This is a genomic window from Micromonospora sp. 067-2 (genome assembly GCF_046549295.1).
In the GTDB taxonomy this organism is placed as follows: Bacteria; Actinomycetota; Actinomycetes; order Mycobacteriales; family Micromonosporaceae; genus Micromonospora.
Window position 1 is genome coordinate 15,161 of the sequence record NZ_JAJPWB010000012.1, and the last position, 16,906, is coordinate 32,066.

General features: G+C 72.7%; 17 protein-coding genes. 5 read left to right on the plus strand and 12 right to left on the minus strand.

The features are described from left to right. Positions 1-22 precede the first annotated feature (22 nt). The 7 genes from htpX to ACLJN9_RS26600 all read right to left on the minus strand — a co-directional run bounded on the left by htpX (position 23) and on the right by ACLJN9_RS26600 (position 7,606). Positions 23-898: a zinc metalloprotease HtpX gene (gene htpX, locus ACLJN9_RS26570; protein WP_410814349.1), complete on the minus strand. Its 876-nt coding sequence runs from the start codon at positions 896-898 to the stop codon at positions 23-25. A 121-nt stretch (positions 899-1,019) separates the two neighbouring features. Beyond that, positions 1,020-2,516 (minus strand): NADH-quinone oxidoreductase subunit N, encoded by a 1,497-nt coding sequence (locus tag ACLJN9_RS26575; RefSeq protein WP_410814350.1) that lies wholly within the window; start codon positions 2,514-2,516, stop codon positions 1,020-1,022. Beyond that, positions 2,513-4,021 (minus strand): complex I subunit 4 family protein, encoded by a 1,509-nt coding sequence (locus ACLJN9_RS26580; protein ID WP_410814351.1) that lies wholly within the window; start codon positions 4,019-4,021, stop codon positions 2,513-2,515. Before ACLJN9_RS26580 ends, ACLJN9_RS26575 begins: the two co-directional genes overlap by 4 nt. 55 nt (positions 4,022-4,076) lie before the next feature. Next, complete coding sequence (locus ACLJN9_RS26585) at positions 4,077-6,014, minus strand: NADH-quinone oxidoreductase subunit L (RefSeq protein WP_410814352.1); 1,938 nt, start codon at positions 6,012-6,014, stop codon at positions 4,077-4,079. Beyond that, positions 6,011-6,394 (minus strand): NADH-quinone oxidoreductase subunit NuoK, encoded by a 384-nt coding sequence (nuoK, locus tag ACLJN9_RS26590; protein WP_410814353.1) that lies wholly within the window; start codon positions 6,392-6,394, stop codon positions 6,011-6,013. Before nuoK ends, ACLJN9_RS26585 begins: the two co-directional genes overlap by 4 nt. Continuing rightward, positions 6,391-6,954: an NADH-quinone oxidoreductase subunit J gene (locus ACLJN9_RS26595; protein WP_410814354.1), complete on the minus strand. Its 564-nt coding sequence runs from the start codon at positions 6,952-6,954 to the stop codon at positions 6,391-6,393. Before ACLJN9_RS26595 ends, nuoK begins: the two co-directional genes overlap by 4 nt. A 40-nt stretch (positions 6,955-6,994) precedes the next feature. Further along, positions 6,995-7,606 carry a NuoI/complex I 23 kDa subunit family protein gene (locus tag ACLJN9_RS26600; protein WP_410814355.1) on the minus strand — a complete coding sequence of 204 codons (612 nt, stop codon included), beginning with the start codon at positions 7,604-7,606 and terminating at the stop codon, positions 6,995-6,997. Between ACLJN9_RS26600 and ACLJN9_RS26605 the strand changes: the two genes are divergently transcribed. Next, entirely contained in the window at positions 7,596-8,276 is a 681-nt protein-coding gene (locus tag ACLJN9_RS26605; protein WP_410814356.1) for a Uma2 family endonuclease, read from the plus strand. The two genes, ACLJN9_RS26600 and ACLJN9_RS26605, sit on opposite strands and share 11 nt — an antisense overlap. Here ACLJN9_RS26605 and ACLJN9_RS26610 read toward each other — a convergent pair. After that, on the minus strand, positions 8,257-8,688 hold the full coding sequence (locus tag ACLJN9_RS26610; RefSeq protein WP_410814357.1) for an ester cyclase: 432 nt from the start codon (positions 8,686-8,688) through the stop codon (positions 8,257-8,259). The two genes, ACLJN9_RS26605 and ACLJN9_RS26610, sit on opposite strands and share 20 nt — an antisense overlap. A gap of 176 nt (positions 8,689-8,864) precedes the next feature. Here ACLJN9_RS26610 and ACLJN9_RS26615 point away from each other — a divergent pair, with 176 nt between their 5' ends. After that, positions 8,865-9,884 (plus strand): glutathione S-transferase family protein, encoded by a 1,020-nt coding sequence (locus ACLJN9_RS26615; RefSeq protein WP_410814358.1) that lies wholly within the window; start codon positions 8,865-8,867, stop codon positions 9,882-9,884. 37 nt (positions 9,885-9,921) lie between these two features. Here the strand turns inward: ACLJN9_RS26615 and ACLJN9_RS26620 are convergent, their stop codons facing one another. Both ACLJN9_RS26620 and ACLJN9_RS26625 read right to left on the minus strand, forming a co-directional pair. Next, a complete protein-coding gene (locus ACLJN9_RS26620; protein ID WP_410814359.1) occupies positions 9,922-10,884 on the minus strand; it encodes a complex I subunit 1/NuoH family protein in 963 nt (320 codons plus the stop codon). Beyond that, positions 10,884-11,693 (minus strand): NADH-quinone oxidoreductase subunit C, encoded by an 810-nt coding sequence (locus tag ACLJN9_RS26625; protein ID WP_410814360.1) that lies wholly within the window; start codon positions 11,691-11,693, stop codon positions 10,884-10,886. Before ACLJN9_RS26625 ends, ACLJN9_RS26620 begins: the two co-directional genes overlap by 1 nt. Before the next feature lie 118 nt (positions 11,694-11,811). Here ACLJN9_RS26625 and ACLJN9_RS26630 point away from each other — a divergent pair, with 118 nt between their 5' ends. Next, positions 11,812-12,858, plus strand: a complete 1,047-nt coding sequence (locus tag ACLJN9_RS26630) for a glucose 1-dehydrogenase (protein ID WP_410814361.1) — start codon at positions 11,812-11,814, stop codon at positions 12,856-12,858. A gap of 16 nt (positions 12,859-12,874) precedes the next feature. Here ACLJN9_RS26630 and ACLJN9_RS26635 read toward each other — a convergent pair whose 3' ends face one another. Both ACLJN9_RS26635 and ACLJN9_RS26640 read right to left on the minus strand, forming a co-directional pair. Then, positions 12,875-14,191 (minus strand): DUF2252 domain-containing protein, encoded by a 1,317-nt coding sequence (locus tag ACLJN9_RS26635; RefSeq protein WP_410814362.1) that lies wholly within the window; start codon positions 14,189-14,191, stop codon positions 12,875-12,877. 89 nt (positions 14,192-14,280) lie between these two features. Then, positions 14,281-14,862 (minus strand): NADH-quinone oxidoreductase subunit B, encoded by a 582-nt coding sequence (locus tag ACLJN9_RS26640; protein ID WP_410814363.1) that lies wholly within the window; start codon positions 14,860-14,862, stop codon positions 14,281-14,283. A gap of 191 nt (positions 14,863-15,053) precedes the next feature. Here ACLJN9_RS26640 and ACLJN9_RS26645 point away from each other — a divergent pair, with 191 nt between their 5' ends. Both ACLJN9_RS26645 and ACLJN9_RS26650 read left to right on the plus strand, forming a co-directional pair. Further along, positions 15,054-15,620 (plus strand): SigE family RNA polymerase sigma factor, encoded by a 567-nt coding sequence (locus ACLJN9_RS26645; protein WP_410814364.1) that lies wholly within the window; start codon positions 15,054-15,056, stop codon positions 15,618-15,620. After that, positions 15,613-16,794, plus strand: coding sequence for a hypothetical protein (locus tag ACLJN9_RS26650; protein WP_410814365.1), 1,182 nt, complete (start codon positions 15,613-15,615; stop codon positions 16,792-16,794). The genes ACLJN9_RS26645 and ACLJN9_RS26650 overlap by 8 nt, the downstream gene beginning before the upstream one ends. Positions 16,795-16,906 lie beyond the last annotated feature (112 nt).

The window sequence follows — 16,906 nt, forward strand, 5'->3', positions numbered from 1 at the left end:
CGCGGGTGGAGGGAACTACGGATCAGCGCTGGAACTGCACCGGCCCGGCGTTGGCGGCCATCTGCTCCAGGCGGGCGACCCGGTCCTCCATCTTCGGGTGCGTGGCGAAGAGCGTCGCGACCGCGCCACCGGAGAACGGGTTGGCGATCATCAGGTGGGCGGTGCTGGTGAGCGTGCCCTGAGCCGGCAGCGGGCGTCGCCGGGCCACCGCGTCGATCTTGCGTAGGGCGCTGGCCAGGGCCAGCGGGTCACGGCTCAGCTGGGCGCCCGAGGCGTCCGCCTGGAACTCCCGGCTCCGGCTGATCGCCAGCTGGATGATGGTGGCCGCGATCGGGCCCAGGATCAGGGTCAGCAGCAGCACGGCCGGGTTCGGCGAATCCTCGTCGTCCCCACCGCCCAGCGGGATGAACCAGGCGATGTTCGCCAACAGGGTGATGATGCCGGCCAGACCGGCCGCGACGCTGGAGATCAGGATGTCCCGGTTGTAGACGTGCGACAGCTCATGCCCGATCACACCGCGCAGCTCGCGGTAGTCGAGGATCTCGGTGATGCCCTGGGTCACGCAGACCGCCGCGTGCTGCGGGTTACGACCCGTGGCGAACGCGTTGGGCTGCGCGGTCGGGCTGACGAAGAGCCGCGGCATCGGCTGCTGCGCCTCGGTCGCCAGCTCGCGCACCATCCGGTACAGCTCGGGGAACTGTTGCTCGGTGACCGGTTGCGCCCGCATCGAGCGCAGCGCGAGCTTGTCAGAGAAAAAGTAGGAAATGCCGTTCATGACCAGCGACACGAGGACGGCGATGACCAGTCCGCCACTGCCGCCGAACCCGTAACCCACCGCGAGGATCAGCGCGGTGAGCAGGCCGAGCAGGGCTGCGGTCTTCAGACGGTTGTGGTGCACGATCACTCCTTCGGTGCACGGATCGCCAGGATCCGCTGACCGGTGTAACAACCCCGTACCCGCCAACCATCCGTCCCAACGCTGAGAGTTGGCTGAGACCGGCCCGGTCAGGCCGATCGGGTCAGCGTCCGGCCAGGTCGAGCACCAGTTGCGGGGCGACACCCAGCACCACTGCCACCACCGTCGTCACCGCCAGCACCACGGCCACCACACCCACCAGCGGTACGGCCGCCGCGCCGCCCGGAAGCGGCGCGGCCTGCGCGGACGTCGCCGTCGGCGCCCAGAGGGCGGCGGTGACCCGCAGGTAGTAGGCGAGACCGATCACCGCGTTCACCGCCACCACCAGCGCCAGCCACGCGGCGCCGCCGTCCAGCAACGCCCGGACCACGGTCACCTTCGCGAACAACCCCGCCAACCCGGGCGGCAGGCCGGCCAGGCCCACCAGGGCGAGACCGAGCGCCGCGCCCCGCCACGGATGCCGGCGGGCCGCCCCGCGCAGGTCGTCGAGCGTGCCGCCGTCCGCACCCGCCGGTCGCAGCGCGGTCACCCCGGCGAACGCGGCCAGCTCCAACACCACGAAGAAGACGGCGTACGCCACGGCTGCGGCGAACGCGGCGTCGCGCGCCTCGCCCGTGCGGCCGGCCACCAGCGCCAGGGCGCCCAGCGGAGCGAGGATGTAACCGGCCTGCGCGACCGAGGACCAGGCCAGCAGCCGGACGGTACGCCGCTGGCGCAGGGCGACCAGGTTGCCAACGGTCATGGTCAGCACCGCCAGCACGGCGAGCACCGGGCCGGTCTGATCGGCCGGCAACGCCCGCTGCACCACGGCGAGCAGCGCGACCACCCCACCCAGCTTCGACGCCGTGGACAGGTACGCCGCCACCGGCAACGGTGCGCCGTCGTAGGTGGCCGGCGCCCAGGCGTGCAACGGGACCGCCGCCACCTTGAAGGCCAGCCCGACGAGCACCAACGCCACCGCCGCGGTCGTCAGCGGCAGGTCCCGCAGCTCCGGCCGCTCGGCGAGCAGCGCGCCGACCCGGTCCAGGTGCAGTCCGCCGGTCACCGCGTACAGCAGTGCGGCGCCGAGCAGGGTCAGCGTGGTGGCCACCACGCTGACCACGAAGAAGGTGACGGCCGCCTCCGCGCTGGCCAGGCTCCCCCGACGCAGGCCGACCAGCACGTAGAGGGGCAGGGTCAGCGTCTCCAGGGCGACGATCAGGGTGATCAGGTCACCGGCCGCGCCGAGCACCACACCACCGGTCATCGAGCAGGCGAGGAGGAAGCAGTATTCCCCCACCGGCGAGCGCCCCGCCCGCAGCGCGGGCACGGACAATCCCAGCACGCCCAGCGTGAGCAGCGCCACCACCGCGCCGACCAGGGCCGCTCGACCATCGAAGACCCAGGAGCAGTCGGCGCCGACGCAGAACGTCCGCCGATCCCCGCCCGCGCCCACCAGGGCGGCGCCGACGGCGGTGCCCAGCGCACCGAGCGCGGCCACCACGATCGTGGCCCGGGGCCGGGCCAGCAGCAGATCGGTGATCAGCACGAGCACGGCGGTGCCGGCGGCCAGGTACGCCGGCAGCAGCGCCACGCTGTCCACACTCTGCACCGTGTTCATGGGAAGACCACCCCGATGAGGGCGTCGACCGGCGCTTCGGCGACGCCGAGGACGAGGGTCGGTGCCAGCCCGATGGCCAGCGCCAGCAGGACCAGCGGCACCCACGCGGTCAGCTCGGCACCGGCCAGCCCCGGGCCGATCCGGCCGACCGCGGTGCTGGGCCGACCGTGCGTGACCTGGCGCAGCAGCCGCAGGAAGTACGCGGCGGTGAGCGCCCCGCCGACGGCGGCCAGCACCCCGAGGGTGGTCCAGAGCGGGCCGCCCACCTGGATCGCCGCGATCACCGCGAACGCCTCCCCCCAGAAGCCGGCCAGCCCGGGCAGGCCGAGCGACGCGATCGCCGCGAACGCGAGCAGACCGGCCAACCGGGGGGCGGTCTCCCGCAGCCCGGACAGCTCGGCGAGGGTGCCCGAGCCGGTACGGTCCTTCACGGCACCGGCCAGGAAGAACAGCAGACCGGTGATCACCCCGTGGGCGATGTTGCCGATCAGCGCGGCCTGGATGCCGGTGGCGGTCAGCGTGGCCACACCGAGCAGCACGAAGCCCATGTGCCCCACGCTGGAGTACGCGATGAGCCGCTTCACCTCGGCCTGGGCCAGGCAGACCAGCGAGCCGACCAGGATGGCCGCGACCGCCAGCACGCCGAGCACCGGTGCCGCCCAGCGGGCACCCTCCGGCGCGACCCCCACCGCCACCCGGATCAGGCCGTAGGTGCCCATCTTGAGCAGCACCCCGGCCAGCACCACACTGCCGACCGTGGGGGCCTGGGTGTGCGCGTCGGGCAGCCAGGAGTGCAGCGGCCAGAGTGGGCTCTTCACCGCGAACGCGATGGCGAGCAGTGTGAACGCCGTGAGCTGGGTGCCCCGGGACAGCCCACCCCCGCCGGTCAACGCCACCACGTCGGCGGTGCCGGCGGCCGAGACCACGACGTACACACCGACCAGCAACAGCACCGAGCCGAACAGCGTGTAGAGCGCGAACTTGCGAGCCGCCCGACGCCGGGCCGGCCCACCCCAGCCGGCGATGATCGCGTACATCGGCAGGAGGACGACCTCGAAGAAGAGGAAGAACAGCACCAGGTCCAGGGCGAGGAACGTGCCCAGGATGCCCACCTCGACCACCAGTAGCAACGCGACAAGCGTCCGGCCGCTGCCGCCGTCGGGCACCCGCCACAGCGAGTAGCCGCAGCAGAGCAGGGTGAGCAGCGCGGTCAGCACCACCAGGGGCCAGGAGATGCCGTCGACGCCCAGGTGGAAGCGCAGGTCGAGGCCGGGCACCCAGGGCACGTCCAGTTGGTGCCAGGGGCGTACGGCCGGCGCGGCAGCCGACCAGGCGAACCAGCTCCGGTCGCCGAGGACCAGCGGTACCGCGGCCAGCAGGGTCAGCGCCGCAGCGACCGTACCGACCAGCCGGGCCGCCCGGTCCCGTGGCGTCGCCGCGACCGCGACCGCGCCGAGCGCCGGCACCGCCAGGACGGCCACCAGCAGCACCTGCCCGAACGTCATTGGACCGCCTCTGTTCGCGACTGCGGGGCTCGCAACCCCGGCCCACTCCTCGCGCTCACTGGAAGACTCCCAGCACGGCGGCGGCCAACCCGATCAGCAGTGCACCCGCCAGCACGCCGGCGGCGGCGCGGGGCAGGGCCGCCCGGTGCAGCGCGGCCAGCCCGGCACCGAGACCGGACGCGGCCCGCCCGCTGCCCTCGACCGCCCCGTCCACCACCGCCTCGTCGCCGGTGCGCGCGACCCGGGCGAGCGCCCGGACGGGGCGTACGACAAGGGCGTGCTGAACGTCGTCGAGCCGGAACGCGCGGGCGAAGACCGGCCGCAGCGGACCCAGCGCGGCTGCCGGATCGGCGGTGCGGTCCCGGTGCCAGCCCAGCACCACCAACCCCCCGCCGGCCAGCAGCAGCGCCAGCGGCAGCAGCAGCCCCGGCCCGAGGTGGACCAGGCCGTCCTCGGCGCCCGCCACCGGCACGGTGGCGAACCGCAGCCGGTCGGCGAACGCCCCGACGAACCCGACCAGGCCGAGCAGGGCGGCCGGCACGGTCAGGAGCAGTACCGGCCAGCGCAGCAACGCCGGGGGGTCGTGCGGTCGGACCAGTGGCAGCCTGGGCTCGCCGAAGAAGGCCCGCAGCAGGAGTCGGCCCGCGTACCAGGCGGTGATGGCGACACCGGCGAGCCCGGCCAGCCAGACCAGCCAGCCCACCCAGGACGGCGTCGGGCCGGTGCCCTCCCGCGCGGCCGCCTCGGCCACCGTGAGCACGCCGTCCTTGCTCCAGAAGCCTGCCAGCGGGGGCACCCCGGCCAGCGCGCCCAGGCCCACCACCGTGCACCAGAAGGTCACCGGCATGCTGCGGCGCAGCCCGCCCATCTCCGACATCAACGTGCTGCCCACCGAGTGGATCACCGCGCCGGCGGCGAGGAACAGCAGCGCCTTGAACGCGGCGTGGGTGAGCAGGTGGAACAGCGCCGCCGACGGCGAGCCGACCGCCAGCGCGCCGGTCATGTAGCCCAGTTGGGAGACCGTCGACCAGGCCAGCACCCGTTTGATGTCGTCCTGCGCGGTGGCGGCGAGCGCACCGAGCAGCAGGGTGATCGAGCCGATCACCCCGAGCACGGTCAGCGTCACCGGCGCGGCCGTGAACAGCGGATAGAGGCGGGTCACCGCGTATACCCCGGCGGCCACCATCGTCGCGGCGTGGATCAGCGCGGAGATCGGCGTCGGGCCGGCCATCGCGTCCGGCAGCCAGGTGTGCAACGGGAACTGGGCGCTTTTGCCGGCCACGCCGGCGAGCAGCAGCAGACCGGCGGCGGTCAGGGTCGCGCCCGAGTGGTCGTGGGCGAGCACGTCGGCGATCCGGAAGCTGCCCGTCGACACACCGAGCAGCGCGATGCCGAGCAGGAACCCGACGTCACCGACCCGGGTCACCAGGAACGCCTTCATGGCGGCGGCGGGCGCGCCGGGCAGCCGACGGTCGTGGGCGATGAGCAGGTACGAGCAGAGGCCCATCACCTCCCAGCCGACCAGCAGCATGACCAGGTCGCCGGCGACCACCACCAGCAGCATCGCGGCGGTGAAGAGACTGATCTGCGCGGCGTACGGCGGGTAGCGATGGTCGACGTCGACGTCGTCGTGCGGGCCGCGCCGCAGGTAGCCGATCGAGTAGACCTGCACGGCCAGGGCGACCGCCGTGACCGCCACCGCGACCAGCGCGGCAGCGCCGTCCAGCCGGACCCCGAGGGTCACCGTCAACCCACCGAGGTCGACCCAGGTGGTCGACGTCTCCCGGGGTCGGTCGACCGTGACCAGCAGCGCGACGGCCAGCGCCAGCGCTCCCGCCGCACCGGTCACCCCCAGCGCGACAGCCACCTGCCGAGCCCGGTCACCGCCCCCCGGACCACCGGCGGGATGGCGCGGGGCCGGCGGCAGCAACAGGCCGAGCAGCCCGGCGACCAACGGTACGGCGGGCAGCAGCGCCCCCAACAATCCGGTCACCGGCCCGCCTCCGGATCCGGGCCGGCGGCGACGGCGGCTGCGTGTGGCGGACCGGCGGGCCGCGGGAACTCGTCGCGCTCGGTCAGCGGCACCTCGTCCACCGCAACGTCGGCGCGCAGCCGGTAGAGCTGGAGAACGATCGCCAGCCCGACCCCGATCTCGGCGGCGGCGAGGACGATCACGAAGAGCGCGAAGACCTGACCGGAGTGCGGCAGCACGGCACGCACGGTGGTGTCCGCGGTGACCAGGACCAGGTTCACCGCGTTGAGCATCAACTCGACCGCCATCAGCACCAGTACGGCGTTGCGGCGGCGCAGCACGCCGTAGACGCCGAGGCCGAACAGGAGCGCGGCGGTGACGTACGGGATGACCGGCCTCACCGGCGACCCCCGGTTCCCGCGTCGACCGCGCCGGGCGCTGTCGCATCGTCCGCTGCCGGGCCGGGCCGGCCGATGTCGGGCCGGGACAGCACCACCGCTCCCACCAGCGCGGACAGCAGCAGTACGGAGAGCACCTCGAACGGCAGCACCCAGGACCGGAAGATCTGCTCCCCCAGCCGTTCGGCGGTGCCCGCCCCGGGCAGCGTCACCGTGCTCCACCGGTACGCGTCGACCAGCAGGACGGTCAGCCCCAGCCCGGCACCGCCACCGATCAGCGCGGCCGGCCAGCCGGGCCGGTCCAGGTCGTCGGAGGCGCCGATCGGCGCCCGGGTCAGCATCACCGCGAACAGCAGCAGCACCACCACCGCGCCCACGTAGATCAGCACCTGCACCCAGGCCACCAACTCGGCGCCGAGCACGAGATAGTCACCGGCCAGCGCGCCGAGGCAGACCACCAGGTAGAGCCCCGCCCGGACCAGGTGTCTCGTGGTCACCACCAGCACGCCGGCACCGACCGCCACCGCGCCGAGAGCCAGTAGCAGCACATCCGCGCCGGTCACCGGGCCGCCCCCACAGCTCGGGCCGACCCGCGCCGCGCGGTCACGACGCGGGACCGGGGTCGGCGTCGGGCTCGGGGCGTACCGCTGGAGGAGCCGGACGTGCGGTCGCCGCCTTGCGCGCGGCGGCGGTCTCCTCCTTGGCGGGCTCGCCGTTCGGGTCGTGCGCGGGCGGTGGCGGAACCGTCGCCATCCACTGACCGAGGTGGTCCTTGTCGTGCAGGAGGTCCTTGATGTCGTACTCGGCGTACTCGAACTCCGGTGACCAGTAGAGCGCGTCGAACGGGCAGACCTCGATGCAGATGCCGCAGTACATGCAGAGCGAGAAGTCGATGTCGAACTTGTCGAGCACGTTGCGCTGGCGGGGGCGGGCGGCACCGGGCACCGCCACCTCCTCCTTGTGCGAGTCGATGTAGATGCACCAGTCCGGACACTCGCGGGCGCAGAGCATGCAGACCGTGCAGTTCTCCTCCGACAACGCGATCACACCACGCGAGCGGGGCGGCAGCTCGGGGGCGACGTCCGGGTACTGCTGGGTGGTCGAGCGGCTGGTCATCGTCTTGAGGGTGACCGCCAGACCCTTCACCAGGCCCGCGCCGGGCAGGCCGCGCCCGCCGGTGCCGCCGTGCTCGCTGGGGTCGGTCATGTGGACCATCCTGCCCTGTGGCCCCGGCGCGCGCGACCACCACCCGTGGGTCCGCGGCGTTACCGTGGTCGCGGGGAGAACGACGCACCTGGAAGGAACAGCCATCACCGCCGCGCTGCAGGGCGACTACCCGCCCGAGGGCGGATGGACGACGGACGATCTGGATGCCCTACCCGAGGACGGCCGCCGCCGGGAACTGCTCGATGGGGTGCTGCTGATGTCCCACTCCCCCACCCGCATCCACCAGAGCATCACGGGTCGACTGATGGTCGCGCTCGACGACGACTGCCCCGACGGTTACGACGTCACCCAGGCCGTCGAGGTGCGGATCAACCGCACCCGCTCCTTCATCCCGGACGTGCTGGTCACCACGGCGGCTGCGGCGGCTCGTGAGCCATCGAGGTACGAGCCCCACGAGGTGGTGCTGGCCATCGAGATCGTCTCCCCCAGCACCCGCTCGATCGACCGGGTGCTCAAGCCGGCGCTCTACGCTCAGGCCGGCATCCCGTACTACTGGCGGGTCGAGACCGAGGATGGGTCCCTGGAGGTCGTGACCCACCGGATCGACGCGGTCAACGAGGTCTACGCCGAGACGGGGCGGTGGACGAAGTTCGTCGACACCGGCGAGCCCTTCCCGATCAACCTGCCGATCAGCCGGATCACGCCCCGGAGCCGCTGAAACCGCCGGTCGGCGGGAGCACCTCGACGCCGAGCTGCTGCAGCAGCTGGAACAGCTCGTTGCAGCTCCACACCTCGACGATCCGGCCCGCCGCGTCGAAGCGCAGGAACGTCGCCCCGGAGTAGCTGACCACCTGCCCGGTCGGTGGCACCGGCCCGAACTGCCCGGCCTGGGTGCCGGCCGCCCGCCAGTGCACGGCCACCCGCTCGGCGGCGGCCACCACGTCCACGATCTTGTAGCGCAGATCAGGAAAAGCCGCCCGCCGCTCGCGGTGCCAGGCCAGTGTGGCCTCCGGGCCGGTGCCGCCCAACCCGGGGCAGTCCTCGGCGACCAACTCGTACGCCGACTCCTCCCGACGGGCGTTCCACACGTCGGCGATGAAACGCCGGGCCGCCGCCTCCACATCCGTCATCCCGGCAGGTTAGCCGGCATCCGCCCGGCCGCGGCGTTTCCGGGCCTGCGCGGTCGGGTCCGCGACGGCCACGGCCGGTCTGGACACCGAGGCGCAGCCCGTTTGGACACCGACGCACAGCCCGGCCCGGCAATCCGCGAGGATGGGACGAGACGGCGAGCCGACCGGAGGGTGACATGGGCAAGGAAACAGGCGGGAAGTACGTCGAGCCGGGCGGCGAGTTCACCCGGGACCAGCGCTACATCGCCACCCGGATCACCTCCGACGGGCAGGACGGGTACCCGGTGGAGCCGGGCCGGTACCGGCTGGTGGTCAGCCGGGCCTGCCCGTGGGCCAACCGCCTGATCATCGTGCGGCGGCTGCTCGGCCTGGAGGACGCTCTCTCGATGGCCGTGGCCGGCCCGACCCACGACGCCCGGAGCTGGACCTTCGACCTCGACCCGGACGGCCGGGACCCGGTGCTCGGCATCGAGCGGATCCAGGAGGCGTACTTCAGGCGGTTCCCCGGCTACGAGCGGGGCATCACCGTGCCGGCGATCGTCGACGTGCCGACCGGGCAGGTGGTGACCAACGACTACGCGCGGATGAGCCTCGACCTGTCCACCGAGTGGCGCGCGTACCACCGCGACGGTGCCCCGCAGCTCTACCCGGAGCACCTGCGGGCACAGATCGACGAGGTCAACGCCGTGGTGTTCCGGGACGTGAACAACGGCGTCTACCGGTGTGGCTTCGCCGGCAGCCAGGAGGCGTACGACAAGGCGTACCACCAGCTCTTCGACCGGCTGGACTGGTTGACCGAGCGGCTGACCGGCCAGCGCTACCTGGTCGGCGACACCATCACCGAGGCCGACGTGCGGCTCTTCACCACGCTGGTGCGCTTCGACCCCGTCTACCACGGCCACTTCAAGTGCAACCGGCAGAAGCTGAGCGAGATGCCGGTGCTGTGGGCGTACGCCCTGGACCTGTTCCAGACCCCCGGGTTCGGCGACACCATCGACTTCGACCACATCAAGCGGCACTACTACGAGGTGCACCGGGACATCAACCCGACCGGGATCGTGCCGCTCGGCCCCGACCTGTCGAACTGGCTCACCCCGCACGGCCGGGAGGCGCTCGGCGGTCGCCCGTTCGGCGACGGCACCCCGCCTCCGCCGCCGGCCGAGCCCGTCGACCCCGCGCACACCCCGCTGCGCTGAGGCCACGGCCGGATTTCAGCTGAGCCGCAGGCGGATCTCAGAGGGCGATGCGCACCGCTGCGGTGAGGACCAGCTGCGCGAGGGATGCCGGCACCAGCACCAGCCAGCACAGCCGCTGGAGCTGGTCCTCGCGCAGCCGGGGGTAGGACACCCGCAACCAGATGATCACAAAGGCGACGGCGAAGACCTTGAGCAGGGTCCACAGCCAACCCAGCTGGTCGTCGGCGAACGGCCCCTGCCAGCCGCCGAGGAACAACACCGTGGTCAGTGCGGCGATCACCACGATGCCGACGTACTCGGCGAGCAGGAAGAACGCGAAGCGCAGACCCGTGTACTCGGTCATGTAGCCGAAGACCAGCTCCGAGTCGGCCACCGGCATGTCGAACGGCGGCCGGCGGATCTCGGCCAGCCCGGCGACGAAGAAAATGATCATCGCGGGCGCCTGCCAGAGCAGCCACCACGGCCGCCACGCCTCGACGATGCCGGAGAGGCTGAGCGTGCCCGCCGCCATCGCCACCGACGCGGCGGCCAGCACCAGCGGCAGCTCGTAGCCGAGCAGTTGGGCGGCACCGCGCAGCCCGCCGAGCAGGCTGTACTTGTTGGCCGACGCCCAGGCCGACATGAGCACCGCCACCACACCGACGCCGACCACGGCCAGCACGAAGAACAGGCCGATGTCCAGTGGTTGCCCCACCAGGTCGTTCGGGCCCAGCGGAATGACCAGCAGCACCAGCAGGTAGGGCACCAGGGCCACCGCCGGCGCCAACCGGAACACCGCCCGGTCCGCCTCACGCGGGGTGATGTCCTCCTTCTGCACGAACTTCACACCGTCCGCCACGAGCTGCGCCCAACCGTGGAAGCCGCCCGCGTACATCGGGCCGAGCCGCCCCTGCATGTGCGCCATCACCTTGTGCTCAGCCTGCCCGACCAGCAGCGGCAGGGTGAGGAACGCGACCAGCACGCCACCCACCCGCAGGACCAGCTCCAGCCAGAGCGGCATCAGGGCGTACCCCCGTCGTCGTCGGTCTGGCCACCGCGCGCCGGAGGGTCCGCGACCGGGCCTGCGCCGGGCGTGGGCCGCTCGGGCGCGACCTGGCCGTCGGCAGCGCCGGCGGGCCTGGGGGTACGCGCCGGACGGGCCCCCGGGGCCGGCCGCGCGGGCCGCTCACCGGCAGGACGGGCCGGGGTGCCGCCACGCGGGCCCTCCCCCACACCGCCCGCGCCCGCCGGGGTGGGCGTGGTTCCCCACTCACCCGGAGCGGGCACGCCCGGCGGGCGGATCGGACGGCGACCACCGCCGGCCTCGGACTCGCCCGGTTCCTTCGCGCCCGGCCAGGGTTTGGCCACCCGGGAGGCGAGCACGAACTCCTTGCGCAACGGATGACCCTCGAACTCCGGCGGCAGCAGCAGCGGTCGCAGCTCCCCGTGACCGGCGAAGCCGATGCCGAACATCTCGTGCGTCTCCCGCTCGTGCCAGGCGGCGCCCGGGTAGATGTCGACCACCGAGGCCACCGTGGGCGCGCCCCGGGGCAGCCGGGTGCGCAGCAACACGCCGTGCCGCAGCCGGGTCGACCAGAGGTGCGCCACCACGTCGAAGCCCTCGGCCAGCTCGTCCACCGCCGAGAGCCAGTCGAAGAAGTCGCAGGCCAGCTCGGCGTCGTCGCGGGTGGCACGCACCGCCTCGAGCCAACTCGTCGGCGGCACATCCACGGTGGCCCGGGCGTACCGCTGGCCGCCGGAGACCGACGGGGTCACCTCGACCGGCGCGAGCAGCGCGACCAGCCGAGCGCCGAGGGCTTCGGGAGTCATGCCGCTGATCCTAGGGCGTGGTCCCCGGCCCGGCCCGGCCCGCGCCGGTCCACCGCCGAAGCCCGGCGATCTGCCGGCTTTGCGGGCGGCACGGCGGTCGGCGGGGAAAGATGAGGGCGTGCGCGCTGTGACTGTGCAACCCGGAGTAGCCAACTCGCTGAGCCTCGTCGAGGATCAGCCGGAGCCGGCGCCCGAGGAGGGTGGCATCCTGGTCGAGGCGCTGGCCGTGGGAATCTGCGGCACCGACCACGAGATCATCTCCGGGCAGTACGGCGAGGCGCCGCCCGGCGCGGACCGCCTCATCATCGGCCACGAGTCGCTGGGTCGGGTGCTGGAGGACCTCAGCGGCACCTTCCAGTCCGGAGACCTGGTGGCCGGGATCGTCCGGCACCCCGACCCGGTGCCCTGCCCCAACTGCGCGGTCGGCGAGTGGGACATGTGCCGCAACGGTCAGTACACCGAACACGGCATCAAGGCGCTGCCAGGGTTCGCCCGCGACCGCTGGCGGATCGAGCCCCAGTTCGCGGTCGGGCTCGACCCGGCGCTGGCCCGGGTCGGTGTGCTGCTGGAGCCCACCAGCGTGGTGGCCAAGGCATGGGACCACATCGAGCGGATCGGGCACCGGGCCGAATGGCAGCCGCAGACCGTCCTGGTGACCGGTGCGGGGCCGATCGGGCTGCTGGCCGCGCTGCTCGCCACCCAGCGCGGGCTCGCCGTCCACGTGCTGGACCGGGCGACCTCGGGGCCGAAACCCGAGCTGGTGGCCGCGCTCGGCGCCTCGTACCACACCGTGTCGGTCAACGACCTGCCCTTCGAGCCCGACGTGGTCGTCGAGTGCACCGGCGCCCCGCGGGTGGTCATCGACGTGATGTGCAAGGCGGCCCCGACCGGGATCGTCTGCCTGGCCGGGGTGTCCAGCGGCGGCCGGAGCATCGACTTCGACGCGGGCGCGCTCAACCGGGCCCTGGTGCTGGAGAACAACGTGGTCTTCGGCTCGGTGAACGCCAACCGTCGGCACTGGACCATGGCCGCGCAGGCGCTCACCCGCGCCGACCAGTCCTGGCTCGAGTCGCTGCTCACCAGGCGGGTGCCGGTCGAGCGGTACGAGGAGGCGTACACCGCCGGGCCGGGCGACATCAAGGTGGTGCTGGAGTTCGGCTCCTGACCGGCAGGCCGCCCGCTCAGATGCCGGGCAGCCGACCGTTGCGGAACAGGTCCACGAAGAGCTGGTGGTCCTGCCGGGCACGCACCCCGTACGCGTGCGCGAAGTCCACCAGATGGCCGACGAAACCCGACTCGTCGGCGCCCACCACGGCGACGATCGCCTCCTCGGTGGAGTAGTCCACCAGGTCGTGGCTGGACTCGTCATCGGCGACCGAGTGCATCCTGGCCACCGCCCGACCCAGGTCGACGAGCACCCCGGTCAACTCCTCCAGCTCGTTGACGTCGGACCAGTCCAGGTCGGCGGCGTACGGGGAGACCTCGGCGACCAGCTGGCCGGCACCGTCCAGCTCGGTGAAGCCCAGCCACGGGTCGGCGTGCGCCTGCAACGCCCGCTGCGACTCGGCGGTCCGGTGACCCTGGTGCTGGAAGTAGCCCCGGACCGATTCGTCGGTGACGTACCGCGCCACCGCCGGCACCTGCGCCTGCTTCATGTAGATGACGACGTCGTTCTCCAGGGCCTGGGTGTGCCCCTCCAGCAGCAGGTTGTACGACGGCAGTCCGGCCGAGCCGATGCCCACGCCCTTGCGCAGCACCACGTCCTTGATCTGCGCCGCCACCGGCCGCGGTCGCGCCGACGTGGGAGGAAGGGTGCCCAGGTAGCCCTGGAAGGCGTCGAGGACCTTGTCCCGGGTGGCTTCGTCGATCTCGAAGACCCCGTCACCCACGGAGAACCGTCGCTCGTAGTTGTCGACGGTGGTCTGCGTGGCGAGCAGGTCGACCCGGGTGTTGAGACGGGCCTGCTGGAGCACCCGGCGCAGCACCCCGTCGGCGTTGTCCAGGGTGATCGAGCCGATCGCGTCGTCCCCGCCGGCGGCGATCGCCCGCAGCTCGGTCAGGTACGAACGGGCGAAGCCGGCCACCAGGTCGCCGATCACCGTGTCGGAGAGCGCCTTGCCGTAGCCGAGCAGCGCCACGCTGGCCGCGAAGCGCCGCAGATCCCAGGTGAACGGCCCCACGTACGCCTCGTCGAAGTCGTTGACGTTGAACACGAGCTGCCCGGAGGCGTTCATGTACGTGCCGAAGTTCTCGGCGTGCAGGTCACCGTGGATCCACACCCGGCTGGTGCGCTCGTCGGCGAACCGGTCGTCGGCGAAGTCGCCCCGCTGGTCGGCGTAGAAGAGTGCGGCGCTGCCCCGGTAGAACGCGAACGGCGACGCCGCCATCTTGCGGAACTTGCGGCGGAAGGCGGCCGGGTCGATCGCCATCGACGCGCCGAACTCCTCGGTGAGCACGTCGAGGATGTGGGCGGACCGCTGGTCGGAGGAGTTGCTCATGGTGCGCAGGCTAGCCCGGCGCCACCACCCCGGGTGGTCGGACGACCGACCGGTCCGCCCGAGCCGACCGGGTGAGACCGCTGCCCGTCTCAGTCGACGGCGGGTGGGCGTACGGGAGGTGCGGTGAGCGAGTTCACCGAGCGCGGGGCGGCGCCGTCGCGGGGGGCGGTGTCCACCGGCGCGGCGAGCAGATCCGGTCGGGACACGCCACCCACGCCGGACTGCTCGGCGGCGATCTTCTCCTGTAGGCGCAGGATGCCGTGCAGGAGCGCCTCCGGCCGGGGCGGGCAGCCGGGCACGTAGACGTCGACCGGGATGAGCTGGTCGACGCCCTTGGTCACCGAGTACGAGTCCCAGTAGGGGCCACCGCAGTTGGAGCAGGCGCCGAACGAGATGACGTACTTCGGCTCGGGCATCTGGTCGTAGAGCCGCTTGATCGCCGGGGCCATCTTGTCGGTCACCGTGCCGGAGACCACCATGAGGTCGGCCTGCCGGGGGCCGTGGGCGAACGGGATCACGCCGAGCCGGATGAAGTCGTGCCGGCCCATGCTGGTGGCGATGAACTCGATCGCGCAGCATGCCAGGCCGAAGTTGAAGACCCAGAGCGAGTAGCGGCGACCCCAGTTCAGCACGAACCGGATCGGCTCGCCGAGCACTCCCGGCAGCTGCACGGGCGCCCCCTTCCCTCACCGACAGTGAATCACAGTCGTGGCGGGTACGACCCGGCGGTGAGCGCCCGCCGCCGGTACATCGAATGTTCACCGATACGTCGACCGTGCAGCCGCAACGTGGTCCGGCAGCCCGGCGTGTGAAGCACGTCGTCCCTCAGGGGAGGGGGTTGACGGATACGGGGAGGACTCAGGTGACGGTGAGCGCCGAATCGAGGCTCGACGAGCCTCCGCCCGACGGCGCGCTCCGCCCGACGGGGCGGACCCCGATCGAGGCCGTGGACTTCGATCAGCTCTACCACGCACATTTCCGGTCGCTGACCGCCCAACTCGCCGCCTACTGCGGCGACCTCAACCAGGCGCAGGACCTGGTTCAGGAGGCGTTCTGCCGAGCCTTCGCCCGGTGGGCGAAGGTCGCCCGCTACGACGACCCCGTCGCGTGGGTCCGGCGGGTCGCCTGGAACCTGGCGACCAGCCGCTGGCGGCGGCTGCGGACCGCCCAGTCGTACCTGCGGCGGCAGCGGGAGGAGCACGTGCCCGGTCCCGGTCCGGACCGGGTGGCGCTGAGCCGGGCGCTCGCGGAGCTACCGGCGAACCATCGCCGCGTGGTGGTCCTGCACCACCTCGCGGACCTCTCCATCACCGAGATCGCCCAGCAGGAGGACGTGCCGGAGGGCACCGTCAAGTCCTGGTTGCACCGGGGCCGCGCCGCGCTCGCGGCTCAGCTTGCCCCCCAGAGCGAGGTGACCGACCGTGTCTGACTTCGACGTCGCCCGGCTCGACGCGGAGTTCTCCGCGTACCGGAGCACTGTCTTTCCGGCCATCGCGCCGGACGGCCCGGCCGCGGTCCGGCACACCGTCCGGCGCCGGCGGCGCCGTAGCGCGGTGGTGGTGGCCGCCGCGCTGGTGCTGGGGGTGGCCGTGCCGGTGGCCGGTCAGGCGGCACTGCGCCGCGACCCCCCGTCGCCGGCTCCGGCCACGGTTTCGCCGACCCCGTCCGACTCCCCCGTCCCCTCGCCGACGCCACCGGACGCGACGATCGACCGCGCCGACCTGCTTGCCGCCACCGTCGACCTGCCCGGCTGGAACGACCTGCCCGAGCGACCGGACGGCAAGGCCTGCCCATCCCGGGGGATCCGGCTCGGCGGCGACCTGGTACGCGACGACGTCAACCTGCTCGTCGAGCTGGCCCACGGCGACGTGGACCGGGACGGGGCGCCGGAGACCGTGGCCCTGGTGCGCTGCGTCTTCGGCACCCGGGGGCCGGCGCAGGTGGTCGCCTTCGACCGCGACGCGTCGGGGCGGATCGTGACGCTCGGCCGGGTGGCCGCCACCGCCGCCCCGACCCCGGAGTGGCTGATCGGGCTGGAGGTCCGGGCGGACGGGATGGTCCGGGTGGCGATCGCCGACCGGGCACCGGACACCGGTTGGCCGCTGGAGCGGTCACAGCGTCAGTGGCGCGGGTACCGGTGGAACGGCGACCGGTTCCAGCAGGCCGAGGGGCCGACCAGCTTCGGCCCCAACCCGTACGCCGCCGACGTGTCGGTCACCTCCTCGAACCTGGCTCTCGCCAGGGAGCCGGGCGACAGCTTCTCGGGCACCGTCCAGGTCCGGGTACGCAACGCCAGCGCCAGCGAGGTGCCCGCCGCGGTGCTGTCCTTCGGACTGCCGTGGCAGCTGCGGCCGGTCGGGGACGGCTGGGACCGGTGTCGCGAGAACATGCACGAGGCGCGCGCGCCGTACCAGTGCACGCTGGGCCGGCTCGCCCCGCACGCGGACCTTCGACTGACCCTCCAGCTACGGCGCGGGCAGGGAATGCCGCTGCCCTCCGGCAAGGCAACCATCGAACTCGTCGTCCAGAGCGCCGACGGCGGGAGTCTGGCCGAACGCGATCGGGACGACAACTTCGCCACCTTTACCCACTACTACCGCTGACCGGCGGTCCCGACAGGTCGCCCGTGGACAGTCGGTTCACCGCCAGGTGGGTCCGCAACCCTCTCCGTTGCCGTGGAGTGTTACCGGCGCCGGGGCACCGGCCCTACGGCAA